We start from the raw sequence: 23,834 nt of genomic DNA, 5'->3' as shown, positions 1-23,834 counted from the left end.
GCAGACCGGCCAGTCGTGCATAAACTGTGTGCGGCAGTCAGTTTATGCGTTCGGGCCCCTGCATCTCCAATGCGGGCGCGCGCTGCGCTGCTGCCGGCAGCTTTGCTGCTGAACCCGCGACGGCGCCCCTGGCCCGTCACGGGCTCAGCCCTACAACCAGGAGGACTTTTGGCGGCCAGTTCACGGAGCGCCCGCGAAGCCAAGCGGCGCATCCAGCAGATGGAGGCGAAGCGCGAACTGCGCAAGGAGCAGGACAAGCGCCGCAAACGCGACAACGTACTCGCGATCGGTGCCGGGGCGGCAGCCGTCGCCGTCGCCCTCGTCCTCCAGCTGACTGTCTTCTCCTCCAACCCCACAGAGGAGCAGTTCGCGGCCGCCCAGGCGGACCTGGCCAAGCCCACGGCGTCCGCCACGCCGTCGCCCACCAACGGTGAGAACATCCCCAAGCCGGAAACCGCCGCGGGCAAGACCTTCACCGGCGAGCTCACGCTGAACACCGGCACGCTGGGCGTCGAGCTGGACGGCACCAAGGCACCGCAGGCAACCGCCGTCTTCAAATCCCTCGCGGACCAGAACTTCTACAACGGCCTGCGCTGCCACCGCCTGACCACTGGCGAGAGCTTCGGGGTGCTGCAGTGCGGTTCCAAGGCAGGCGACGGCAGCACCGATCCGTCCTACACCTGGGGTCCGCTGGAAAACACGCCGCCGAACAACACCTACCCGGCCGGAACCATCGCCGTCGCACGGACGGCCGGAAACGCCTACGGCAACGGCACCCAGTTCTTCATCGTGTACAAGGACACCGTCATTCCGGCGGACGCCGCCGGCGGCTACACCGTGGTGGGCAAGGTGACGTCGGGCCTGGACGTGGTCACGAATATCGCCGCCGCAGGCAATAAGCCCGGTGATAGCCCCACAGACGGCGCACCCGCGGAACCAGTCACGATAGACTCGTTCTCTCTGAAGTAACAGACCGGGCCCCTGGGGGCCGCGGTCCCGGTATTTCCCTCCAAGCGAAAGACTTCTAGCGGTGACAGACAGTCAGAAATCCGACGAAACATTGTCAGCAGCAGCTGCCAACGAGACCGAAGCCGAGGCGGCAGCAGCCGACGGCACGGCCGACGGCACGATCCCGGCCGACCCCGCAGATCAGCCCGCAGACAATTCCACGCCCGCCCCCGCTGGGGCTGCGGTGCCTGTTCCCGCACCGGGACCCGTCCCCGCGAACCGGCCCGCGCCGTCACCGGCAGCCTTCGCGGCGCGTCCGAAGGTGGGCCCGTCTGTGGCCTCCCCCGCACCGGCAACCGTGTCCTCCGCCGCCTCGCTGGCCGAAGCCGCCCGCTGGGGCCGCGTGGAAGGCGACGGCCAGGTGTTCCTGACCGTCGACGGCGCGGAACACCCCGTTGGCCAGTACCCGGGCGTCAGCGACGACGAGGCCCTGGGCTACTTCGCCCGCAAGTACGACGACGTCCTCGCCCAGATCGTCCTGCTCGAACAGCGCATCAGCTCCAAGGCGCCCACGACGGACATGCAGAAGACTGTCACGCACCTACGCGAACAGCTGGCCGAACGCAACATGGTGGGCGATCTCCGCACCGCCGAGGCCCGCCTGGATACCGTTTCCACCCAGATCCGCGACCTTGAGAAGGCCGAAAAGGCCGAACACGACGCCGTCCGGGCCGCCGAGCTTGCGGCCCGCGAGGCCATCGTCGCGGAGGCCGAAGAAATCGCCGGCCACGATCCGGCCCAGATCCAGTGGAAGACCTCCAGCGCCCGGATGAACGAACTGTTCGAGAGCTGGAAGACCGCGCAGAAGAGCGGCGTCCGGCTCGGCCGCAGCAACGAGGACACCCTCTGGAAGCGGTTCCGCGCCGCCCGCACGGTCTTCGACCGGCACCGCCGCGCGTACTTCTCCCAGCTGGACAGCAACAACTCGGCAGCCAAGGCTGCCAAGGAAAAGCTGATCGCCGAGGCGGAAAGCCTCTCCATTTCGACCGACTGGGGCTTCGCAGCCGGCGAATACCGCCGCCTGATGGATGACTGGAAGGCTTCGCCGCGCGCGAGCCGCAAGGACGACGACGCCCTGTGGGCACGTTTCCGTGCCGCGCAGGACGTGTTCTTCACCAACCGCCAGGCAGCCAACGACGAGATCGACCAGGAATACGGCGCCAACCTGACGGTCAAGGAGGCGCTCCTCGCGGAAGCGAACGAACTGCTGCCGATCAAGGACCTCGCTGCCACCAAGAAGGCCCTGCAGTCCATCCGTGACCGTTGGGAGGAAGCCGGCAAGGTTCCCCGCGCCGACATGGGCCGCATCGAGGCCGGCCTGCGGAAGGTCGAGGACGCCGTCCGCCACGCCGAGGAGGAGAACTGGAAGCGTTCGAACCCGGAGACGAAGGCCCGCACCAACAGCGCCCTGACACAGCTGGAATCGGCCATCGCCGGGCTCAAGGAAGACCTGGCCACCGCCGAGAAGGCCGGCGACCAGCGCAGGATCAAGGCGGCCCAGGAAGCCCTCGAGGCACGCCAGGCGTGGCTTGAGCAGCTGGAAAAGTCGGCAAGCGAGCTCGCCTAGGAGGGCGGCACGCCAGAAAGCTGGCCCAGGCCCCGTTTCGGTTATCCACATGGCCGGGACGGGGCCTGTTCTATGTCCGGGGAGCCGGGAACGATGACTGGATGGTCCTCCTGTCCGCCACGCCGGCTCCCCGCTCCCACCGTCCGCTCGCGTCGGTTCCTTCCCCGCCCGAGTCGTCCCCGGACGAGCTCTACTCCCCCGGGACGCTCTTTTCCTGGCCGGAGCTGCAGGCCATGGCGTCCGACGGCGTGCTCAGGCAGCTGTATCAGCGCGGCTACCTGCCGCCCGGAACCCGGTCCACGCCGCAGCTCCGGGCCCGGGCGGCGGCCTGCACGATTCCCCCGGCGATCCGGCAACGCGTGGTGGCCGGGCGGATGACGGCTGCCTGGATCTACGGCTGCGCCCGGGAACCGGACCGGCTGGCGCTGCTGGTGGATGCCAACCGGAGGATTTCGAGCCTGAGATCGACCCGCGGATGCACTTTCCATGAAGTCCGGCTAGGGCCATTCGACGTCGTAAGCCTCGGCGGGCTGATGGTGTCCAGCCCGCTGAGGACCGCCGTGGACATTGCCCTGCACGTGGAGGCTGATCATGCCCTGCCGGCCCTTGCGGCCATCCTCGCGAGGCCTGAACTGGACGTGCGGCTTCGCCTTCTCAGGCTTGCCGTGGAAGCCACTCCGCGGGTCCCGCACAAGAAAGCGGCGCTCGAGAAGCTCGCCGCGCTGCTCCCGGCACCGCCGGATGCACCAAAGACTGGCTGACTCCTCCCGGGGTCCGGAAGGCGTCGAAGCTAACCGCGCCGACGGTTTCCGGTGGTGCGGTAGACGTCGAAGACCCCGTCAATGCGGCGGACGGCGCTGAGCACGTGACTCAGGTACTTCGGATCACCCATCTCGAAGGCGAACTTGGAGATCGCGACCCGGTCGGTGGATGTGTGCACGCTGGCGGACAGGATGTTGACGTGGTTCTCCGAAAGCACCCTCGTGACGTCGGACAGCAGGGACTTGCGGTCCAGCGCTTCGACCTGGATCTCCACCAGGAACACGCTCGACTGGGTGGGCGCCCAGTCGACCTCCACGATCCGGTCCGGCTGCTCCCGCAGGCCCGCAACATTGGTGCAGTCCGTCCGGTGCACCGAGACTCCGGAACCACGGGTAACGAAGCCGAGGATCGGGTCCGGCGGCACCGGGGTGCAGCACCGGGCCAGTTTGACCCAGACATCATCAACCCCACGGACCACTACACCCGAATCCGAATACCGGACCTTGCTGACCTGGCTGGGGATGGAGAGCTCGGAGAATTCATCATCAGGTGTTTCAGGCCCGCGGAGGCTCTCGACGAGCCGTTCCATGACCGACTGCGCGGAGGTGTGACCGTCGCCCACCCCGGCATAGAGCCCGGAGATGTCCACGTACTTGAAGTCCTCCGCGATCGCCGCGAGGGCATCGTGGGTCATGAGCCGCTGCAGGGGAAGGTTCTGCTTGCGCATGGCCTTGGTGAGGAGGTCCTTGCCGCGGTCAATCGACTCCTCGCGGCGCTCCTTGCTGAACCACTGCCTGATCTTGTTCCGGGCGCGGGCGCTCTTGACGAAGTGTTGCCAGTCCTGGCTGGGGCCGGCGCCTTCGGCCTTGGAGGTGAAGATCTCCACCCAGTCGCCGTGGTTCAGTTCGCTGTTGAGCGGCACGAGCTTGCCGTTGACCCGTGCGCCGATGGTCCGGTGGCCCACTTCGGTATGGACGGCGTAGGCGAAGTCCACGGGCGTCGAACCGGCCGGGAGCGCCATGACCTCGCCCTTGGGAGTGAAGACGAACACCTCCCGGGCGTTGATCTCAAAGCGCAGGGAGTCGAGGAACTCGCCCGGATCGGAGGTCTCCTGCTGCCAGTCGACAAGGGACCGCAGCCAGCCCATATCGCCGTCGCGCGGGCTCCCGGGGCCGGCCGCCGTGCGGTTCGGCTGGTCCTTGTACTTCCAGTGGGCGGCGACACCGTATTCGGCCCGCCGGTGCATTTCATGGGTGCGGATCTGGATTTCCACCGGCTTGCCGCCCGGACCGATCACCGTGGTGTGCAGCGACTGGTACATGTTGAACTTGGGCATCGCGATGTAGTCCTTGAACCGGCCGGGAAGCGGGTTCCACCGTGAGTGCATGGCACCGAGGGCCGCGTAACAGTCCCGGACGGAATCGACCAGCACCCGAACGCCCATCAGGTCGTTGATGTCGTCGAAGTCCTTATCGCGGACGATCATCTTCTGGTAGATCGAGTAGTAGTGCTTCGGCCGGCCGGTGATCGTGGCCTTGATCCTGGCGGCGCGCAGGTCATCCGTGATCTGGTTGCGGATGACGGCGAGGTTCTTCTCCCGCTCGGGCGTCCGGTCCCCCACCATCCGCACGATTTCCTCGTAGACCTTCGGATACAAGGCCGCGAAGGAGAGATCTTCAAGTTCCCATTTGATGGTGTTCATGCCGAGCCGGTGGGCCAGCGGCGCGAAGATCTCCAGGGTCTCCCGGGCTTTTTTTGCCGAGGACTCGGCGGAGACGAAGCGCCAGGTGCGGGCGTTGTGCAGCCGGTCCGCGAGCTTGATCATCAGCACACGGATGTCCTTGGCCATCGCCACGACCATTTTGCGTACGGTTTCAGACTGCGCCGCCTCGCCGAAGCTGACCTTGTCCAGCTTGGTGACGCCGTCGACCAGCATCGCCACTTCCGGACCGAACTCGGCCTTGAGGTCCTCCAGGGTGTAGGAGGTGTCCTCCACGGTGTCATGCAGGAGGGCCGCCGCCAGCGTGGTGCCGCTCAGGCCCAATTCGGCGAGGATGGTGGCAACCGCCACAGGGTGCGTAATGTACGGGTCGCCGCTCTTGCGCTTCTGTCCGCGGTGGCAGCGCTCCGCCACGACAAAGGCCCGCTGGATGAGGTCGAAGTCCTCTTTGGGGTTGTTCGCGCGGACGGTGCGCAGCAAGGGCTCCAGGATCGGCGAGTACGCCGGAGCTCCCCGGCCTGTCAGCCGGGCAAGCCTGGACCGGGTGCGTTCGCGGCGGCCGGGAAATGTGGCGCGGGCGCCGGAGTTATCGACCGGCACGGGTACATCGGGACGCCCGGAAGCCACTACACCGGTCGGCGAACCCTGGCCGTGACTTTTATCCGCCGGTGCCGCCGGCACCGGCGTCGAACGTTCATCCAATGGAGCACCTCTCAGAACCCGTTAATTATCCCAGTCTATTCCCAGCAGGACACTTCGATAACCGGCCACGATACGGCGAAGGGCCGGAGAGCGTCAGGTATGACACTCTCCGGCCCGGCGGATCCGGAGATGCGGGGCCGCTGCGGTCTAGGCCGTCGCGGGAGTTGCCTGTGCATCGGCCTTGCCGGCAGCCTCGGCACGGCGCTGTTCGACACGCTTGGCCTGCTTGACCAGATCGGGTTCGCCCTGGCGCAGCCAGGCGTACAGCGGGGCTGCGACAAAAATCGTGGCTGCCGTTCCGATCAGGATGCCCACGAACAGGGCAAGGGACAGGTCGCGCAGCGTTCCGGCACCCAGCAGCCCGGCACCGATGAAGAGGATGGCACCGACCGGGAGGATGGCCACCATCATCGTGTTGATGGAGCGGACCAGGGTCTGGTTCACGGCCAGGTTGACTTCCTCACCGAACGTCCTGCGGGTGGAAGCCTGCACGTCCGCCGTGTTTTCGCGGATCTTGTCGAAGACCACCACGGTGTCATACAGCGAGTAGCTGAGCACGGTCAGGAAGCCGATAATGGCCGACGGCGTCACCTCGAAGTCGCTCAGCGAATAGACGCCGGCGGTGATGAACATGGTCACCAGCATGCCCGCGAGGGCAGACAGCGACATCTTCCAGGTCCGGAAGTACAGCGCCATCAGGACCGCGGCCAGCCCGACAAAGATCACCAGGCCCAGCAGGGCCTGCTTGGTCACGTCGGCGCCCCAGGTCGGCCCGACAAACGTCGAAGTCACCTCGTTGTCGGTGACGCCGTAGGCGGTGGTCAGGCCGTCCTTGATCCGCAGGGTTTCATCGTCCGTAAGCTTGTCCGTCTGGATGCGCATCGTATTGCCGGCGACGTTGGCCACGCGCGGCACGCTGCCCGGGACAACGTCCCGGACGGCCTTCTCGCCGAGCGTCGCATCCGTGGTCTTGACGTTGGAGACGGTGAACTCGGACCCGCCGCGGAACTCGATCCCGAGGTTGAAGCCGCCCTTGGCGACCGGGAGGAGGATCGAGAGCGCAACGGCGACGGCTGCGATCAGGAACCAGATTTTCTTGGACGCGACGAAGTCGTACGAGCGCTTGCCCGTGTAGAGCTCGTTACCGAATGTGGCGAAGCTGGCCATTTACTTGCCCTCCTTGGCTGCGCTCTTGGAGGAACCGGCGAGCTGCTCCTGTTTTTCCGCGAGGCGGCGTTCTGCAATGGTCATCCGGCGCTCGGCCTCGGCTACGGCGCCGGTGTTCTTGGCACGGACCGCGACGGCGGGCTTGTCTTCCGGCGTGCGGATCCGGCCTGCGCCCCGGTACAGGGGCACGGCGCCGAGGCGCTTCGGGTCAAGGCCGGAGAACCGGTGGCCTTCGCCGAAGAACCTGGTCTTGGACAGGACCTGAAGGGTCGGGTGGGTGAACATGAAGACGACGATGAGGTCGGCGATGGCGGTCAGGCCGAGAGTGAATGCGAAGCCTCGGACGTTGCCGACGGCCACGAAGTACAGCACCAGGGCGGCGAGGAGATTGACGGCCTTGGACGCGAGGACGGTGCGCTTGGCACGCTTCCAGCCGTTCTGGACCGCCGAGACCAGGCCGCGGCCTTCGCGGAGCTCATCACGGATGCGTTCGAAGTAGACGATGAACGAGTCCGCAGTCTGGCCGATGGCCACGATGAGGCCCGCAACACCGGCGAGGGAGAGCCGGTAGTTCTCCGTCCAGCCCAGGATCGCTATGGCGAGGTAGGTAATTGCACCGGCCACCACCAGGGAGGCAATGGTGACGAAGCCGAGCGCCCGGTACTGGAACAGCGAGTAGACAACCACCAGGAGCAGGCCGATCAGGCCCGCCAGCATACCCATGCGGAGCTGTTCCCCGCCGAGGGTGGCCGAGATCTGCTGTTCGCTCTGGATCTCGAAGCTGATCGGCAGGGCGCCGAACCGCAGCTGGTCCGAGAGTGCCTTCGCGGACTGTTCGGTGAACCCGCCGGTGATCTGCGGACGTCCGTCGGTGATGACGGCGAGGGAACGCGGCGCGGAAATGACCTGGTCGTCGAGCACGATGGCGAATTGCGCCTTCGGGTCGGAGCCGCTCTGGCCGCCGCCGGCCACATAGAACTGGTACAGGCGCTCGGTGACTTCCTTGAACTTGGCGGTGCCCTGCTCGTCGAACTGGATATTCACGGCCCACTCGTTGGTGACGGCGCCCTGGGCACCGCGCTGCAGCTGGAACGAGGAGGACTTGATGTTCGAGCCCTTCACCTCGACCGGCCCCAGAATGTACTTGATGGCCGGCGACGTGGCGGATGCGGGCTCGCAGGTGACCAGCGGCTTGGCCGGGTCGGACCGTTCCTGCTTGTCCTGGGACGGGTTGTCACAGTCCAGCGTCTCGAACTTCTTGTAGACGTCGGCGGTGATCCAGTTCACGTCGCTGCTGTTCGCGGGCGCGGCCGTCGGCTGGGGCAGCTTGTCGTCCGGGGTCAGGGACGCCGTCGGGACCGCCGCGCCGGCGCCGGCCTGGAGGACCGGCCGGAAGTTCATGTCCGCGGAGGCCTGGATCAGGGCACGGGTCTCCTTGGACGGGGTGCCCGGAAGGCTCACGACAACATTCCGGCCGGACTGCGTGCTGATTTCAGCCTCCGCGACGCCCGAGCCGTCCACGCGCTGGCGGATGATTGCCACGGCCTGGTTGAGCTGTTCTTCGGTGATGTTCGAACCGCCCTCAACCTTGGGCGCCAGGATCATCTGGGTGCCGCCTTCAAGGTCCAGGGCGAGCTTGGGAGCCCAGCTCGCCTGGCCGGCCATGGTGCCGCCCGCCAGGACCGCAGTCAGGACGGCGAGGATAACGCCAAGCCAGACCAGCACCCTGCGGGCTGAGTTTTTGGGGCCAGTTCGTGCCATTGTCGATCTTTCTATTAATTACGGAGGGTCCGCCGGTGCCGGCCATGAGTGCCGCACCGGCGGATGCCCGCGGCAGTTTCTCGCGGGATAGCCCGGGTAGGCAGACTAGCTGTCTTTCTTGCCTTCATCGTTGAGGCGGCGCAGGGTTTCGTCGGGCGTTTCATTGCGCGCGGCATCGGTACCGGCGGCGGTGCTGTCGGCCTTGTCGAGGGTCAGCGAAGAAGCATCGTCCGGAACAACCGTGGTCGCGTCGGCTGCGGCAGCCGGCTCGACGATCTTGGTCACTGCCTGGCGGTGCACGGTGGCAAGGTTTCCCGGCGAAAGTTCCAGGACAACTTTGTTCTCTTCCTCGTCGATCTCAACGATCCGGCCGAACAGGCCAAAGCTCGTCATGACCTCCACCCCCGGTGCGAACTTCGACTGGAGCGCGACGGCCTGTTCCTTGGTCTTCTTGTTGCGGCGGAACATCATGAAGACGAAGAGTCCGAGCATGACGAAAAGCAGGATGTTCATTGGATCCACAGGGAAATTCCATTCTGTACTTGCGTAGCTGGTCATTGGCAACGTCTGCTTCGCTCCGGGCAGGCTGACCGGGCCCTGTCTGGACCCTGGCCTAAACCAAGCCCAACCACCGGGGGCCAAAAGCAGCCGCCCACGGAAACAAAGACCCGAACGCACCGAGCGTCATTCCAGTCTAAAGGGAAAAGAGCATGCGGGAGTGCTACTGGGTGTTATGGATCCATTCCGGATCGGATTCTTCATCGAGGTCAGCACCCGGCCCGGAGGCCTGGAACAGCTCCAGGGGGTCCTGCCCGAAGGCGCCGGCGGGGACTGCGAATCCAAGGTGGGTCCACGCCGGTGCCAGGGCGATCCGGCCCCGCGGCGTCCGGCCCAGCAGGCCTTCGCGGACCAGATAGGGCTCGGCCACCGTTTCGACCGTTTCCGTCTCTTCGCCGACGGCGATGGCGAGGGTGGAAAGGCCCACCGGCCCGCCGCCGAACTTGGTGATCAGTGCCTCGAGGACGGCGCGGTCCAGCCGGTCCAGGCCGCGCTTGTCGACCTCATACATGTCCAGGGCCGCCGAGGCGGCGCGGGCATCGATCTGCTCGATGCCGTGGACCAGTGCCCAGTCGCGGACCCGCCGCAGCAGCCGGTTGGCAATGCGGGGTGTGCCCCGGGACCGTCCGGCGATCTCGCTGAAGCCCGCGGAATTGACCTTGAGGTCCAGCAGTCCCGCGGAGCGCCGGAGCACGAGTTCCAGCTCCTCGACCGAGTAGAACTCGAGGTGGCCGGTGAAGCCGAACCTGTCCCGGAGCGGCCCGGGAAGAAGGCCGGCCCGGGTGGTGGCGCCGACCAGCGTAAACGGCGGCAGCTCCAGCGGGATGGCGGTGGCGCCGGCACCCTTGCCCACAACAATGTCGACGCGGAAGTCCTCCATCGCCATGTAGAGCATTTCCTCGGCCGGCCGGGACATCCGGTGGATCTCGTCAAGGAAGAGGACTTCGCCCTCCGAGAGCGAAGACAGGATGGCGGCGAGGTCTCCGGCGTGCTGGATGGCCGGGCCGCTGCTGATCCGCAGCGGGGCGTTCATCTCGGCGGCGATGATCATGGACAGCGTCGTTTTACCCAGGCCCGGGGGGCCGGAGAGCAGCACGTGATCCGCGCTTCGGCCGCGCATCCGCGAGGCTTCCAGGACGAGGGACAGCTGTTTGCGGACCCGGTGCTGGCCGACGAAGTCATGCAGGTTCTTGGGCCGGAGGGCCGCCTCGATGGCCCGCTCCTCCGGCTCATCTCCCCCCGCCACGAGCGACGGCTCAGCCACGGGCGCCTGCCCGGTTCCCGGCGCGGGCGCCGTCCTGGCCCAGCCAGCGCAGAGTGGCCCGGAGGATCTCGGCGACGTTGCCCTTTTCGGCGAGCCCTGGCGAATCGGCCAGGGACTTGTCGATGCTGGCGGTCGCGTCCTTTTCGGACCAGCCCAGGCTAGTCATGGCGGCGATGACCTGGGGTTTCCACGCGGCTTCCGCGGTTGCTGCCGGAGCGGTGCCGGTGGCGGTGCCATGCGGCACGAGCTTCCCGGCCAGTTCCAGCACGATCCGGCCTGCCACCTTGGGCCCGATCCCGGGCACCTTGGTGAAGGCCTTGCCGTCGCCGGAGTGCGCCGCGACCCGGATCGCCTCCGGCTCATGGACGGCCAGCACGGCCAGCGCCAGGCGCGGTCCGACTCCGCTGACGCTGAGCAGGACGTCGAACACCTCACGCTCGTCGTCGCTGGAGAACCCGAACAGGGTCAGGGAGTCCTCGCGCACGATCAGCGAGGTGAAGAGCTTTCCCTCTTCACCGGCCCGGAGGCTGCTAAGGGTCTGCGGCGTGGCGTTCACGCTCATGCCGGCGCCGTTGAGGTCGATCACTGCCGAGGACAGGCCGACGTGCGCTACGGTTCCGCGGAGAAAACTGATCAAGGCCGGGCTCCTGGGTCTACAGCGAAAATACCGCTGACAATACAGCCGGGAAGACCCGGCTATCCGAACATATCTACGAATAGCCTACCAAGTTCTGCGGTGGCACAGTCGGACATTCACCGCGCACGGCGCGCTTTGGCCTCGGCTTCTGCCCAGGCGCGCTGGGCCGGAGTCAGCGATTGGCTGCCCGGTCCGGTGCTGGCTGCGCTCTGGTTGGAAGTCCCGCTGCCGGCCCGCCAGGCGTGGGTGATCGCCAGTGCCAGGGCATCGGCGGCGTCGGCCGGCCGCGGCGGGGCGTCAAGCCGGAGGATCTTGGTGACGAGTTTGGTGACGGCGTCCTTGTTGGACGTCCCGCTGCCTGTGACGGCGGCCTTGACCTCCGACGGCGTGTGCAGCGCCACCGGGATGCCGCGCCGTGCGGCCGCGGCAATGACCACGCCCGAGGCCTGGGCCACCCCCATCACGGTGCTGACGTTGAGCTGCGAAAAGACGCGCTCGACGGCGAGGACGTGCGGTTCGTACCGGTCCAGCCAGTCATCGATGGAGGTGGCAATCACCAACAGCCGCTGGTCCAGGCTCTCGTCCGGTGATGTGCCGACGACGCCGAACGCCACCATGGTGGCCCGGCGGTTCTTTTCCACGTCCACGACGCCGATCCCGCACCGGGTAAGGCCCGGGTCGACACCGAGGACGCGGAGGGTCACTCGGCTTCCAGTGCGGCCTGCACTTCGTCGCTGAGGTCGGCGTTGCTGTAGACGTTCTGGACGTCGTCGAGTTCTTCCAGGGCGTCCACGAGCTTCATGAACTTCTTGGCGGCTTCCAGGTCCAGCGGCACCTGCATGGACGGCACGAATTCGGCCTCATCGGTGTCGTACTCAATGTTCGCTTCCTTGAGCGCATCGCGGATGGCCTGGAGGTCGGTCGGCTCGGAGTGGATCTCGAAGCTGTCGCCGTTGTCCTTGACTTCCTCGGCGCCGGCGTCGAGGACTGCCATCAGGACGTCGTCCTCGGTCAGGCCGTTCTTCGGCAGGGAAACAACACCCTTACGGCTGAACAGGTAGCTGACCGAACCGGGATCGGCGATCGTGCCGCCATTGCGGGAAATGGCGAGGCGGACTTCCGAGGCGGCACGGTTCTTGTTGTCCGTGAGGCATTCGATCAGCAAGGCCGAACCCTGCGGGCCGCGGGCCTCGTACATGATTTCGGAATAGTCCACGACTTCGCCGGTGAGGCCGGCGCCGCGCTTGATCGCACGGTCGATGTTGTCAGCCGGGACCGAGGTCTTCTTGGCCTTGGTGACTGCCAGTTCCAGGCCGGGGTTGCCTGCAAGGTCCGGTCCGCCCATCCGCGCGGCGACTTCGATGTTCTTGATCAGCTTGGCGAACGATTTGGCACGGCGGCTGTCGAGGATGGCCTTCTTGTGCTTGGTCGTCGCCCATTTGGAGTGGCCTGACATGCTTTAAACTTCCCCTCTGATCATTCGAATAAACAGTTCATGCACGCGCTTCTCCCCCGTCACTTCCGGGTGGAAGGAGGTGGCCAGCAGCTTGCCGGAACGCACTGCAACAATTCTAGCCGTCCCGTGCAGGGAATCGGGGTGGGATGCCTTGGACGGCTCCACCTGGGCCAGGACCTCCACACCCTCGCCGACGCGCTCCACCCAGGGCCCGCGGATGAAGACTGCGTGCACCGGGGCCACGCCGTTCTCTGTGGCACTGAACTCCAGGCCCTTGAAATCGAGGTCGGTCTCGAAGGATTCGCGCTGCCGGCCAAAGGCGTTGCGGCGGACCGTGATGTCCAGGCCGCCGAAGGTCTGCTGCGGCGCCCCTGACAGGTCCGTCGCCGGGTCCGCGATCTGGTCCGCGAGCAGGATCATGCCAGCACAGGAACCGTAGACCGGCAGCCCGTCCTGGATGCGTTCACGCAGGGGGTCCCGGAGCCCGAAAATCCTCGAGAGCTTGTCGATGGTGGTCGATTCGCCGCCGGGAATAATGAGGCCGTCGAGGCCGTCGAGCTCGGCGGGGCGTCGGACACCGATGCCGGTGGCGCCGGCGTCCCCGACGGCGTGCAGGTGTTCACGGAAATCGCCCTGGAGTGCCAGGACGCCGATCCGCAGGCCTGCACCCGCGCGGGAAGGAGGCGCAGAAGTGGGGGTGGTCATCGGACCAGCATAGTGCTAGGCGCTTTCCGGACTTGCACCCGCCACCCCCTGCCGACGGGCTTCCATGCCGCCACTGGGATATATTACAAAGCATGTTTTACTTCAGCGTTCCGCTCGGCAAGCTCGTCCGCCGGGTCTCCCGGCTCAGGGGCGGAGGCTCGGCCCTTCCCGGGCTCGTCGTCGAAAAAATCGACCCTGGCTTCATGCGCAGGACACTGTCGACGCTGCCGCACGGCGTCGCCGTCGTCAGCGGCACAAATGGCAAGACGACCACCACCAAGATGGTGGTGGAACTGCTCGAGAGCCAGGGGCTGAAGGTCTTCACCAACCGCACCGGCAGCAACTTCACCCGCGGCGTGGCCGCTGCGCTGCTCGGCGCGGTGGACTGGCGGGGACGGCTGAACGCGGACGTCGCCGTGCTGGAACTTGACGAGGCCCACGCGGTGCACTTCGTCAACCAGGTTCCGCCGCGCTACTGCCTCCTGCTCAACGTCCTGCGGGACCAGCTGGACCGCTTCGGCGAGATCGACAAGACCGCGGAACTGCTGCAGCACATTGCCGCCAAGACCACGGGAACCGTTGTGCTGAACCGGGAGGATCCGCGCGTCGCCCGAATCGCGGACACGCTCAACGGTCCCGACGTCCTCTACTTCGGCCTCGACGACTCCCTGCTTAGCACCTTCCCGAACGACGACGAGCTGCGGGCGGCCGACGGCAGCCCGGCGCCGGCCGCCCCCGAAAGGCCGCACGCCGACGTCGTGCTGCGCCGGGTGGGTGCGGCGGACGCGGACTTTGAGTACGACGGCGTGACCGTCACCACCGCCATGAAACTGCGCGGCGTCTACAACATCTTCAACGCCGCGGCTGCCCTGGTCCTGGCCCGGGCCATCGCGGTCCGGGACCCGGGAACCGGACCAGCCCTGGAGGGAAAACCGGAGGGAAAAGCAGTTGCGGACAGCAACCGCCTGCTGACGGCATTGTCCCAGGTGGCGCCGGCGTTCGGCCGTGGCGAGAGCCTCGTCGTGGACGGCCTGCCGCTGGAACTGGTGCTGGTCAAGAACCCCAGCGGCTTCCGGCTGGGCCTGAAATCCTTCCCCGCGGCAGGATACGCCACGATGATCGCGATCAATGACAACTACGCCGACGGCCGGGACATGTCCTGGCTGTGGGACGTCGAATTCGACACCCTCCGCGACGGCGGGGTGGATCAGCTGACCGGCTCCCGGGCCTACGACATGGCGCTGCGGCTGCAATACGACGACGTCGCCGTCGGCGCCGTGGACACCGAGATCGCCCCCGCGCTGGCCGCCTTCATCCGCGGGGCCAAGGAAAAGCCGAAGCGGGTCTTCTGCACCTACACAGCCATGCTGGCCATCCGCCGCGGGCTGTCCAAAATCACCACAGTGGAGGTGGTCTCATGACCCCCCGGTCCGGTCAAAAGGTCCCGCCCGGACACGAAATCCCGCCCGGCGACACGCCGGCCGCCAGCAAAGGCACCATCCGGGTCCTGCAGCTGTACCCGCGGGACATGAACATCTACGGCGACTGGGGCAACGCCCTGGTCCTCGCCCAGCGCCTGCGCTGGCATGGGTACACGCCGGAACTGCTCGAGTACAACCCCGGGGACGACTTCCCCGCGAACGTTGACCTGATCGTGGGCGGCGGCGGACAGGACAGCGGGCAACTGGTCATCAAGGACGATCTCCTCTCGCGGGAGTCGCTGCTGAAGCAGCTCGCCGAGGATGGCACCCCCATGCTCGTGATCTGCGGGCTGTACCAGCTGTTCGGCAAGTTCTTCAAGACCCGGCTCGGCTCCGTCATTCCGGGCATCGGCATCCTGGACGTGGAGACGCACGGCACCGACCAGCGCCTGATCGGCAACGTCTCGGTGTCCTCGCCCGAGTTCGGCACCATCCTGGGCTATGAGAACCACAGCGGCCAGACCACGCTGGGTCCCGGCGTCACACCGCTGGGAACCACGGCCACGGGAACCGGCAACAACAGCCGGGACGGCCAGGAGGGGGCCCGCTACCGGAACATCGTGGCGAGCTACCTGCACGGCTCGCTGCTGCCCAAGAACCCGGCCGTGGCGGACTTCCTGATCCAAACCGCCGTCGAACGCAAGTACGGCAGCTTCTCCCCCGGCACGCCGGATGACTCCTACGCCGTCCTCGCCCGCGAACACGCGGCCCGCCGGCCACGCTGAGACCCGCCGTCCGCGCTGTTTCTCCCCGGCTTTGAAGTTCCGGGGCCGGAACACGCCGCCGGTCCCGGCCGGCGCGCCGGCGGCGCCCGCCAAAGCCGGGGAAACTCCTGCGGGCGGAAACACTCCGCCCTCAAGCGTTACGGCTCCTTGGAAATGAGCAGTTCGTGGGCACCGGCAGCCGCGGCCCCCATGGACTCGACGACAGCCCTGGTGCGCAACCGGGTTGCGGCGTCGGCGGCGGCGCCGGCACAGGGGCCCTGCGGGGCATCGGATGCAACTGAGCACCAGCGGTAGGGTCCGCGGACAATGACCGACGGCACCCAGGCCAGGTCCGAGGCGGTCCACGTGCCGGCGGCGTCCTGGCTGAACTGGACCCGGACCAGCAGGCCTTCATTGTTCACCACGTACGACGGAGACAGCTCGGTGACGCCGTTGCCCAGGCCGTAGACAATCCAGGTTCCCCTGTACTGCTCGATCGGCAGCACCGAGTGGGTGTGGTGGCCGTAGATCATGCTGAACTGGCCGCTGTCCACGAGGGCGTGGGCGGCATCCTGCTGCCGGGCGTCGGGGACACTCGCGTATTCCTCGCCGGCGTGCATGACGCCCAGCACGACGTCCGCCCCCAGCGCGCGGGCCTTCCGGGCCTTGGCGATCATCGCGGCCGGATCGAGCATGTCCACCTGCCAGGCCTGCTCCGGGACTTGTCCGTTCAGTCCATAGGTACCCTCGATCACGGCGATTTTCGCCGCGGCGGTCTGCAGGATCAGAACGCCGTGCGAGTCAGCCTCGGTCCGGTAGGAGCCCGTGTGCTGCAGCCCTGCCGTGTCCATGGCATCAAGGGTGCGGACCAGCCCCGCGGTGCCCCGGTCAATCGTATGGTTGCTGGCCGTGGTGCACGCCTGGTAGCCCACCCGCCGGGACGCCTCGATGATTTGCGGCGGAACGTTGAAGGAAGGGTACGCCGAGAAGGGACCGGCCGGACCGGCCACCGGGGTTTCCTGGTGGCAGATCGCGAGGTCGCTCTTCCCGATGTATCGCCGCTGGCCCTCCAGCAGCGGGCCGAAGTCAAGGCCCTTGGCCCCGGTGGCCAGGGCATCCGCACGGGCCTGCTCCCAGAGCTGCGCGTGGACCAGCATGTCCCCGGTGACCACCACTGAGGCGCAGCGGACCGCGGGGCACGCGGGCCCCTTCCCCGGCGTCGGCGTGCTCGCCGGCGGCTGTGCCGCCGGCGCTTCTCCGCCCGCTTCTCCGCCCGCTGTGCCGGGGGCTGTGCCGGCGGCTGTGCCGGCGGCTGTGCCGGCGGCTGTGCCGGCGGCCGCCGGACTGCCCGTGGCATTGTCCTGCCCGGCAGTATTTTCCTGCCCTGCGATGAGGCCGCACGCGGCCAGCGACGCCGCTGCGGCCGCGGCGACTAATCCGGTGCGCAGCGGGCCACGCAGCATTGTATTGGTCTTCCCCATGCCCGCCATCCTAGGGCGTGGGCGATCACAACACGCTGGGAAGTCCGTTGAGAACCGCCGCCGTACATGAAAGAGTTGTTTCATGACCAATCCCCTGCTGAGCCCCAGCACCCTGCCGTTCGGCCTGCCGCCCTTCGCTGACATCGACGACGCTCACTACGCCGAGGCCGTCGAGGCTGGCCTCGCGGAGCATCTGGCCGAAATCCAGGCGATCGTGGACACTCCGGGGCCGGCTACCTTCGAGAACACCGCCCTGGCCATGGAGCGGTCCGGCCGGCTGCTGGACCGCGCCGCCGCGGTCTTCTTCACGCTTGCCTCGGCTGACGCCTCGGACACGATCCGGGAACTGGAGACCCGGCTCTCGCCGCTCTTCTCGGCCCACCAGGACGCCGTCTACCTCAACCGGGGGTTGTTCGAACGCTTCGCCGCACTGGACACCGCCGGCCTTGATGCGGAGTCGGCCCGGCTTGTGGAGGAGTACCTCAAGGAGTTCCGCCAGTCCGGAATCCGGCTCGACGACGCGGGCCGGGAACGGCTCAAGGCCGTCAACGCCGAGCTCGCCCGGCTGGGGACCGAGTTCGGCCAGCGCGCCAAGGAAGGGATGAAGTCCGCCGCCCTGCTGCTGGACGACGACGCCGCGCTGGCGGGCCTGCCCGCGGACGACGTCGCCAGCGCCGCCGAAGCCGCCCGCGCCGCCGGGCACGAGGGCAAGTTCCTGCTCACCCTCATCCAGCCCAGCAACCAGCCGGCCCTGGCCGCCCTTGAAAACCGCGAGGTCCGCCGCCGCCTGTACGAGGCGTCCATCGGCCGGGGCAGCGGCGGCGGCAGCCTCGACGTTCGGGACCTCGTCACGGACATGGTGCGGCTCCGTGCCGAAAAGGCCGGCCTGCTGGGCTTCTCCAACTATGCCGAGCTCACCGTGGACCGGCAGACGGCGCCCGACTTCGCAGCCGTCCAGGCCATGCTGACCCGGCTGGCCCCGGCTGCCGTCCGGAACGCCGACGCGGAGGGCGAAGCACTGGCGGAGATCGCCGGGCACCCACTCGAGGCCTGGGACTGGGCCTACTACTCCGCCCGGGTGAAGCGTGAACGGTACGCCGTGGACGAGCAGGCCCTGCGCCCCTACTTCGAGCTGGACCGGGTGCTCAACGACGGCGTGTTCTTCGCCGCCAATGCCCTCTACGGCATCACCTTCCACGAACGCAGCGATCTGGCCGGCTACCACCCGGACGTCCGGGTCTGGGAGGTCCGGGACCCGGACGGCACCGGGCTGGGCCTGTTCCTGGGCGACTACTACACCCGCGATTCCAAGCGGGGCGGAGCCTGGATGAACGCCCTTGTGGAACAGTCCGGCCTCTTGGACACCCGGCCGGTGGTGATCAACAACCTCAATATCTCCAAACCGCCGGCCGGCGAGCCGACGCTCCTGACCCTGGACGAGCTGCGCACCACGTTCCACGAGTTCGGGCACGCCCTGCACGGGCTGTTGTCCGCCGTCACCTACCCTCGGTTCTCCGGCACGAATGTGCCGCGGGACTTCGTGGAGTACCCCTCGCAGGTGAACGAAATGTGGGCCATGTGGCCGGAGGTGCTGGCAAACTATGCGCGGCACCACGCCACCGGTGAGGCCCTGCCGCAGGAGGTCGTGGACAAACTCAACGCCGCCCTGCTCTGGGGCGAAGGATTCGGCACCACCGAATACCTGGGCGCCGCACTGCTGGACCTCGCGTGGCATGTCCTGGACGGCTCCGAGGTGCCCGAGGACGTCCTTGAGTTCGAGGCGAAGGCGCTGGCCGCCGCCGGGGTGGCGCACCGTCTGATCCCGCCGCGCTACCGTACCGGCTACTTCCAGCACATCTTCGCGGGCGACGGCTACGCCGCGGGCTACTACTCCTACATCTGGAGCGAGGTGCTGGACGCCGACACGGTGGAGTGGTTCAAGGGCAACGGCGGCCTCACCCGCGCCAACGGGGACTTCTTCCGGGCCGAACTGCTCGCCCGCGGCAACAGCCGGGATCCGCTCGAGTCGTTCCGCGCCTTCCGCGGCCGCGACGCTGAACTCGAACCGCTGCTCAAACGCCGCGGCCTCGAATAGCCCCGGGCCGGCCCAGCCCAACTGACTGACAATAGTTGTCGCTTTGAGCCCTCAAAACGACAACAACTGCGAGTCAGTTGGGAAAACAACGACGGCGGCGGGTCACCTCAAGAAGGTGACCCGCCGCCGTCGTTCAGTCAGGAGCACAAGGCGAAGGGCGGTGTGATCCGGCAGCGTGCGTAAAAGGGGCCCCGCGCCCCGAGCAGCCGCTCAGCTGCCAACAAGGCGCGGGGAATAGCACGCAGAGGATCAGCGCCGTCCTGCGCCCCCAAAGGCGCGAACGCTACCAGCCGCGCTCGGCGAGGCGGTGCGGCTGCGGGATTTCGTCCACGTTGATGCCGACCATCGCTTCGCCCAGACCGCGGGAGGCCTTGGCGATCTCGTCCGGGTCGTCGAAGAAGGTGGTGGCCTTCACGACGGCGGCGGCACGCTGGGCCGGGTTGCCGGACTTGAAGATGCCCGAGCCGACGAACACGCCGTCGGCGCCAAGCTGCATCATCATCGCCGCGTCGGCCGGGGTGGCGATGCCGCCGGCGGTGAAGAGGACGACGGGGAGCTTGCCGGTGGCGGCAACTTCCTTGACCAGTTCGTACGGTGCCTGCAGTTCCTTGGCGGCGACGTAGAGCTCATCCTCGGCCATGCCGGCAAGCTTCTTGATCTCCGCGCGGATCTGGCGCATGTGGGTGGTGGCGTTGGAGACGTCCCCGGTGCCGGCCTCGCCCTTGGAGCGGATCATCGCCGCGCCCTCGTTGATGCGGCGCAGCGCCTCACCCAGGTTGGTGGCGCCACAGACGAAGGGAACCGTGAAGTTCCACTTGTCGATGTGGTTGGTGTAGTCGGCCGGGGTCAGCACCTCGGACTCGTCGATGTAGTCCACGCCGAGGGACTGCAGGACCTGGGCCTCGACGAAGTGGCCGATCCGGGCCTTCGCCATGACCGGGACGGAGACGGCGGCGATGATCGCATCGATCATGTCCGGATCCGACATGCGGGACACGCCGCCCTGGGCGCGGATATCGGCGGGAACGCGTTCCAGCGCCATGACGGCCACGGCACCGGCATCCTCGGCGATGCGGGCCTGCTCGACGTTGACGACGTCCATGATGACGCCGCCCTTGAGCATCTCCGCCATGCCGCGCTTGACGCGGCTGCTGCCCGTGACGTTCTTGGCGGACGCGCCGGCTTCGCTGCTTACATCAGGTGTAGACACAAAAACCCCTATGGGTAGATAGATGACCTCGCCGGGGCGCAGGCGGCACGCAAATACCTCAACTGCACACACCGGATTACCGGATCCATTGGCCGGTAAGGACAATACTAGTCCCCCGCCGCGACCCGGCAGAATCCGGGTTACTGCCCCGGAAATACATGCCACAGCGGTGGCCCCGGCGCGGGCCGGGAGCGGCCGCGGGGTGCGCTCAGGCGGCCTGTTCGGAGGCGGTGCCCCCGGTGCCCTCGGTTTCCTCGAGCGACTGCCGGTGCACGGCGACGATCCGCTGCACCACCGTCACGAGGCTGGCCGCGGCCAGAAGGCAAAGCGTGGCGAACAGCACCACGGTCGGCAGGCCCAGGCCGGTGAAGCCGGTGACCACCAGCACCGAGACGAGCCGCTCGGCACGCTCCGCGATCCCGACGTTGGCATGGAAGCCCAGGGCCTCGGCCTTGGCCCGGGCGTAGGAGACCACCATGCCCAGCACGAGGCAGAGGACGGCGGCAATCGCGATGGGAGCGTCCGCGCCGCCGGTGAAGAACCAGACAGCGACGCCGGCGAACAGGGCGCCGTCGGCGACCCGGTCCAGGGTGGAGTCCAGGAAGTTGCCCCAGCGCCCGCCCCGTTCCTGCATCCGTGCCATGATGCCGTCAATGACGTCGGAGAAGATGAAGGCGGTGATGAACAGGGTTCCCCACCAGAGCTGGCCCAGCGGGTAGAAAACGAGGGCGCCGGCCACCACGCCCAGCGTGCCCACGATGGTGACGGCGTCCGGTGAGACGCCGATCCGCAGCAGCCAGCGGGCAAGCGGCGAGAACAGCGCGGTGAAAAAGCCGCGGGCGTGCCTATTCAGCATCCGTCGCCCCGGCGGCGTTCTCCTGTGCAGGTGTTTCCCCGGGCCACGCCTCCGAAACCTGCTGCCTGACCTCGCCCAGCGTCTGGGTGACGGCCTTGGTTTGGGCAATGATCGGGAAGAAGTTGCCGTCCCCGCCCCAGCGCGGCACCACGTGCTGGTGCAGGTGGCCGGCGATCCCGGCCCCGCCCGTGACGCCCTGGTTCATGCCCAGGTTGAAGCCGCTGGGGTTTGCCACCTTGCGCAGCACACGCATGGCCGTCTGGGTCAGCTCGGCGAATTCCGCGGTCTCCTCCACGGTCAGGTCCGTGTAGTCCGGAATGTGCCGGTACGGGCAGACGAGCAGGTGGCCGGGGTTGTACGGGAACAGGTTCAGCACAACGTAGCTGGTCCGCCCCCGGTACACGATCAGGGAATCCTCGTCCTCGCGCTCGGGCGCGACGCAGAACGGGCAGTCGTCCGGGTTCTTGAACTGGTGCTGGCCGCCCTTGATGTACGCCATCCGGTGCGGGGTCCACAGGCGCTGGAAGGCGTCCGGAACCCCGGCCAGGCTGAAGTCGTCCGTCACGGCGGCGTCGCCCGGATACTCCGGCCCGGCCCCTGTCCTCTCCTGCACGCCTTGCCCCTAGCTGGTCCGGTTGCGGACGGCGTCGACGATCCGCTGGACTGCCTCGGCCACGGGCACGCCGTTGTCCTGGCTGCCGTCACGGAAGCGGAAGGACACCGCGCCGGCCTCGGCGTCGTCCCCGCCGGCGATCAGCACGAACGGGATCTTGTCCTTGCTCGCCGTGCGGATCTTCTTCGGGAAGCGGTCCGAGGAGATGTCCACCTCGGCACGGATACCGGCCGCTTTGAGCTGGCCGACGACGTCGAACAGGTAGTCATTGAACGTCTCCGCCACCGGAATGGCGACCACCTGCACCGGGGCGAGCCAGGCCGGGAAGGCGCCGGCGTAGTGCTCGGTCAGGACGCCCATGAAGCGCTCGATCGAGCCGAACAGCGCGCGGTGGATCATGACGGGCCGCTGCCGGGTGCCGTCGGCCGCCTGGTATTCGAGCTCGAAGCGCTCGGGCAGGTTGAAGTCCAGCTGGATGGTGGACATCTGCCAGGTCCGGCCGATCGCGTCGCGGGCCTGCACGGAGATTTTCGGACCGTAGAACGCGGCTCCGCCCGGATCCGGGACCAGCTCGAGTCCGGATTCCCGGGCCACCTCGGCGAGGGTCTGGGTGGCTTCCTCCCAGACCTCGTCCGAACCCACGGACTTTTCCGGGTCCTTCGTGGAGAGCTCGAGGTAGAAATCGTTCAGCCCGTAGTCCTTAAGCAGCGCGAGCACGAAGTTCAGCGTCTTCGTCAGCTCGTCCTTCATCTGCTCGCGGGTGCAGTAGATGTGGGCGTCATCCTGGGTCATGCCCCGGACCCGGGTGAGGCCGTGCACGACGCCGGACTTCTCGTAGCGGTAGACCGAGCCGAATTCGAACAGCCGCAGCGGCAGCTCACGGTAGGACCGGCCGCGGGAGCGGAAGATCAGGTTGTGCATCGGGCAGTTCATCGGCTTCAGGTAGTAGTCCTGGCCGGGCTTGCGGACCGTCCCGTCCTCGTTGAGCTCCGCGTCGATGTGCATCGGGGGGAACATGCCCTCCCGGTACCAGTCCAGGTGGCCGGAGACCTCGTAGAGGTGGCCCTTGGTGATGTGCGGGGTGTAGACGAAATCGTAGCCGGCCTCGACGTGCCGCTGGCGGGAGTAGTCCTCCATGGCCTTGCGGATGATGCCGCCCTTGGGGTGGAACACCGGCAGGCCGGATCCCAGCTCGTCCGGGAAGGAGAACAGGTCCAGTTCCACGCCGAGTTTGCGATGGTCGCGGCGCTCGGCCTCGGCGATCCGCTCCTGGTAGGCCTTGAGGGCGTCCTTGGTGGGCCATGCGGTGCCGTAGATGCGCTGCAGCTGCTTGTTCTTTTCGCTGCCGCGCCAGTAGGCCGCCGAGGAGCGGGTCAGGGCAAAGGCGTTGGAGATCAGCTTGGTGTTGGGCAGGTGCGGGCCGCGGCAGAGGTCGCACCACACGACGGCGCCTTCCTTGCGCTCGACGTTGTCGTAGATGCTCAGCTCGCCGCCGCCGACCTCGACGCTGGAGCCGTCGGCATCGGAGCCGGCGCCCTTCAGCCCGATCAGTTCGAGCTTGTAGGGCTCGTCCTTCATCGCCTCGCGCGCCTCGTCCTCGCTTACGACGCGGCGGACGAACTTCTGGTTCTGGTTGATGATCTTTTGCATCATCTTTTCCAGCTGGCGCAGGTCTTCGGGGGTGAACGGCTCCTCGACGTCGAAGTCGAAGTAGAAGCCGTCGGTGATGTAGGGGCCGATTCCGAGTTTGGCGTCGGGGCGGAGCTGCTGCACGGCCTGGGCCATCACGTGGGCCGTGGAGTGGCGCAGGACGTTGAGCCCGTCCGGGGAACCGATGGTGACGGCCTCGATCGTGGAACCTTCGGGAAGGGGCTGGTCCAGGTCCTTCAATTCGCCGTTGACCCGGGCCACAACGACGTCGCGGCGCTCAAAAAAGAGTTCCGCGCCGGTGGTCCCGGTAGCCACCTTGGTCTCTTCGCCGTCGACGAGAAGGGTGATCTGCTGGGCATCTGACACGGGTGTCTCCTATTCAAAGTTTAGGCTTCGTAGCTTGTGGCGTACGGGGACCACAGCCAGCCTCGTCCATG

The 23,834-nt window shown here is 67.2% G+C and carries 20 protein-coding genes; 6 read left to right on the top strand and 14 right to left on the bottom strand.

The features are described 5' to 3' along the window. The first annotated feature begins 168 nt into the window (after positions 1-168). The 3 genes from E5206_RS11745 to E5206_RS11735 all read left to right on the top strand — a co-directional run bounded on the left by E5206_RS11745 (position 169) and on the right by E5206_RS11735 (position 3,336). Positions 169-969 carry a peptidylprolyl isomerase gene (locus E5206_RS11745; RefSeq protein WP_136322631.1) on the top strand — a complete coding sequence of 267 codons (801 nt, stop codon included), beginning with the start codon at positions 169-171 and terminating at the stop codon, positions 967-969. Between the two features lie 61 nt (positions 970-1,030). Beyond that, the gene (locus E5206_RS11740; protein ID WP_136322630.1) at positions 1,031-2,575 is read left to right on the top strand and encodes a DUF349 domain-containing protein; all 1,545 of its coding nucleotides are present in this window, start codon (positions 1,031-1,033) and stop codon (positions 2,573-2,575) included. A 101-nt stretch (positions 2,576-2,676) separates the two neighbouring features. Beyond that, a complete protein-coding gene (locus E5206_RS11735; RefSeq protein ID WP_136322629.1) occupies positions 2,677-3,336 on the top strand; it encodes a type IV toxin-antitoxin system AbiEi family antitoxin in 660 nt (219 codons plus the stop codon). Between the two features lie 29 nt (positions 3,337-3,365). Here E5206_RS11735 and E5206_RS11730 read toward each other — a convergent pair whose 3' ends face one another. The 9 genes from E5206_RS11730 to pdxT all read right to left on the bottom strand — a co-directional run bounded on the left by E5206_RS11730 (position 3,366) and on the right by pdxT (position 13,307). Next, a complete protein-coding gene (locus E5206_RS11730) occupies positions 3,366-5,657 on the bottom strand; it encodes a bifunctional (p)ppGpp synthetase/guanosine-3',5'-bis(diphosphate) 3'-pyrophosphohydrolase (protein WP_240689673.1) in 2,292 nt (763 codons plus the stop codon). A gap of 249 nt (positions 5,658-5,906) precedes the next feature. Beyond that, the gene (gene secF / locus E5206_RS11725; RefSeq protein WP_136322627.1) at positions 5,907-6,926 is read right to left on the bottom strand and encodes a protein translocase subunit SecF; all 1,020 of its coding nucleotides are present in this window, start codon (positions 6,924-6,926) and stop codon (positions 5,907-5,909) included. After that, the gene (gene secD / locus E5206_RS11720) at positions 6,927-8,687 is read right to left on the bottom strand and encodes a protein translocase subunit SecD (protein ID WP_136322626.1); all 1,761 of its coding nucleotides are present in this window, start codon (positions 8,685-8,687) and stop codon (positions 6,927-6,929) included. 105 nt (positions 8,688-8,792) lie between these two features. After that, positions 8,793-9,200, bottom strand: coding sequence for a preprotein translocase subunit YajC (gene yajC, locus E5206_RS11715; RefSeq protein ID WP_205759909.1), 408 nt, complete (start codon positions 9,198-9,200; stop codon positions 8,793-8,795). A gap of 208 nt (positions 9,201-9,408) precedes the next feature. Continuing rightward, positions 9,409-10,509, bottom strand: coding sequence for a Holliday junction branch migration DNA helicase RuvB (gene ruvB / locus E5206_RS11710; RefSeq protein ID WP_136322624.1), 1,101 nt, complete (start codon positions 10,507-10,509; stop codon positions 9,409-9,411). After that, positions 10,502-11,146: a Holliday junction branch migration protein RuvA gene (gene ruvA / locus E5206_RS11705; protein WP_136322623.1), complete on the bottom strand. Its 645-nt coding sequence runs from the start codon at positions 11,144-11,146 to the stop codon at positions 10,502-10,504. The genes ruvB and ruvA overlap by 8 nt, the downstream gene beginning before the upstream one ends. Before the next feature lie 116 nt (positions 11,147-11,262). Continuing rightward, complete coding sequence (gene ruvC, locus E5206_RS11700; protein WP_136322622.1) at positions 11,263-11,850, bottom strand: crossover junction endodeoxyribonuclease RuvC; 588 nt, start codon at positions 11,848-11,850, stop codon at positions 11,263-11,265. Continuing rightward, positions 11,847-12,602 carry a YebC/PmpR family DNA-binding transcriptional regulator gene (locus tag E5206_RS11695; protein WP_136322621.1) on the bottom strand — a complete coding sequence of 252 codons (756 nt, stop codon included), beginning with the start codon at positions 12,600-12,602 and terminating at the stop codon, positions 11,847-11,849. The genes ruvC and E5206_RS11695 overlap by 4 nt, the downstream gene beginning before the upstream one ends. A gap of 3 nt (positions 12,603-12,605) precedes the next feature. Next, positions 12,606-13,307, bottom strand: a complete 702-nt coding sequence (gene pdxT, locus E5206_RS11690) for a pyridoxal 5'-phosphate synthase glutaminase subunit PdxT (RefSeq protein WP_136322620.1) — start codon at positions 13,305-13,307, stop codon at positions 12,606-12,608. A gap of 92 nt (positions 13,308-13,399) precedes the next feature. Between pdxT and E5206_RS11685 the strand changes: the two genes are divergently transcribed. After that, complete coding sequence (locus E5206_RS11685; RefSeq protein WP_136322619.1) at positions 13,400-14,728, top strand: Mur ligase family protein; 1,329 nt, start codon at positions 13,400-13,402, stop codon at positions 14,726-14,728. A 107-nt stretch (positions 14,729-14,835) separates the two neighbouring features. Continuing rightward, a complete protein-coding gene (locus E5206_RS11680; protein WP_240690180.1) occupies positions 14,836-15,513 on the top strand; it encodes a glutamine amidotransferase in 678 nt (225 codons plus the stop codon). Between the two features lie 137 nt (positions 15,514-15,650). On the opposite strand, the gene E5206_RS11675 is transcribed toward E5206_RS11680, so the two are convergent. Next, positions 15,651-16,973, bottom strand: a complete 1,323-nt coding sequence (locus E5206_RS11675; RefSeq protein WP_240689671.1) for a CapA family protein — start codon at positions 16,971-16,973, stop codon at positions 15,651-15,653. A gap of 82 nt (positions 16,974-17,055) precedes the next feature. Between E5206_RS11675 and E5206_RS11670 the strand changes: the two genes are divergently transcribed. Continuing rightward, positions 17,056-19,068 (top strand): M3 family metallopeptidase, encoded by a 2,013-nt coding sequence (locus tag E5206_RS11670; RefSeq protein WP_136322617.1) that lies wholly within the window; start codon positions 17,056-17,058, stop codon positions 19,066-19,068. A gap of 283 nt (positions 19,069-19,351) precedes the next feature. On the opposite strand, the gene pdxS is transcribed toward E5206_RS11670, so the two are convergent. The 4 genes from pdxS to thrS all read right to left on the bottom strand — a co-directional run bounded on the left by pdxS (position 19,352) and on the right by thrS (position 23,763). Continuing rightward, positions 19,352-20,278, bottom strand: coding sequence for a pyridoxal 5'-phosphate synthase lyase subunit PdxS (gene pdxS / locus E5206_RS11665; protein ID WP_136322616.1), 927 nt, complete (start codon positions 20,276-20,278; stop codon positions 19,352-19,354). A gap of 208 nt (positions 20,279-20,486) precedes the next feature. Next, the gene (gene pgsA / locus E5206_RS11660) at positions 20,487-21,134 is read right to left on the bottom strand and encodes a phosphatidylinositol phosphate synthase (RefSeq protein ID WP_136322615.1); all 648 of its coding nucleotides are present in this window, start codon (positions 21,132-21,134) and stop codon (positions 20,487-20,489) included. Next, positions 21,124-21,747, bottom strand: a complete 624-nt coding sequence (locus tag E5206_RS11655) for an HIT domain-containing protein (RefSeq protein WP_136322614.1) — start codon at positions 21,745-21,747, stop codon at positions 21,124-21,126. The genes pgsA and E5206_RS11655 overlap by 11 nt, the downstream gene beginning before the upstream one ends. Before the next feature lie 9 nt (positions 21,748-21,756). Next, positions 21,757-23,763, bottom strand: coding sequence for a threonine--tRNA ligase (gene thrS, locus E5206_RS11650; RefSeq protein WP_136322613.1), 2,007 nt, complete (start codon positions 23,761-23,763; stop codon positions 21,757-21,759). Between the last annotated feature and the right edge of the window lie 71 nt (positions 23,764-23,834).

The sequence above is a fragment of the Arthrobacter sp. PAMC25564 genome (assembly GCF_004798705.1).
In the GTDB taxonomy this organism is placed as follows: domain Bacteria; phylum Actinomycetota; class Actinomycetes; order Actinomycetales; family Micrococcaceae; genus Arthrobacter.
Note: the sequence above shows the minus strand (reverse complement) of the source record. Positions and strands in the feature narration are given on the sequence as shown.

Coding starts and splice junctions, on each gene's coding strand:
- E5206_RS11675 (WP_240689671.1), bottom strand. CDS start 16,973: ATGGGGAAGACCAATACAATGCTGCGTGGCCCGCTGCGCACCGGATTA.
- E5206_RS11685 (WP_136322619.1), top strand. CDS start 13,400: ATGTTTTACTTCAGCGTTCCGCTCGGCAAGCTCGTCCGCCGGGTCTCC.
- pgsA (WP_136322615.1), bottom strand. CDS start 21,134: ATGCTGAATAGGCACGCCCGCGGCTTTTTCACCGCGCTGTTCTCGCCG.
- E5206_RS11670 (WP_136322617.1), top strand. CDS start 17,056: ATGACCAATCCCCTGCTGAGCCCCAGCACCCTGCCGTTCGGCCTGCCG.
- E5206_RS11680 (WP_240690180.1), top strand. CDS start 14,836: ATGAACATCTACGGCGACTGGGGCAACGCCCTGGTCCTCGCCCAGCGC.
- secD (WP_136322626.1), bottom strand. CDS start 8,687: ATGGCACGAACTGGCCCCAAAAACTCAGCCCGCAGGGTGCTGGTCTGG.
- E5206_RS11695 (WP_136322621.1), bottom strand. CDS start 12,602: ATGTCAGGCCACTCCAAATGGGCGACGACCAAGCACAAGAAGGCCATC.
- yajC (WP_205759909.1), bottom strand. CDS start 9,200: ATGAACATCCTGCTTTTCGTCATGCTCGGACTCTTCGTCTTCATGATG.
- E5206_RS11735 (WP_136322629.1), top strand. CDS start 2,677: ATGGTCCTCCTGTCCGCCACGCCGGCTCCCCGCTCCCACCGTCCGCTC.
- pdxT (WP_136322620.1), bottom strand. CDS start 13,307: ATGACCACCCCCACTTCTGCGCCTCCTTCCCGCGCGGGTGCAGGCCTG.
- secF (WP_136322627.1), bottom strand. CDS start 6,926: ATGGCCAGCTTCGCCACATTCGGTAACGAGCTCTACACGGGCAAGCGC.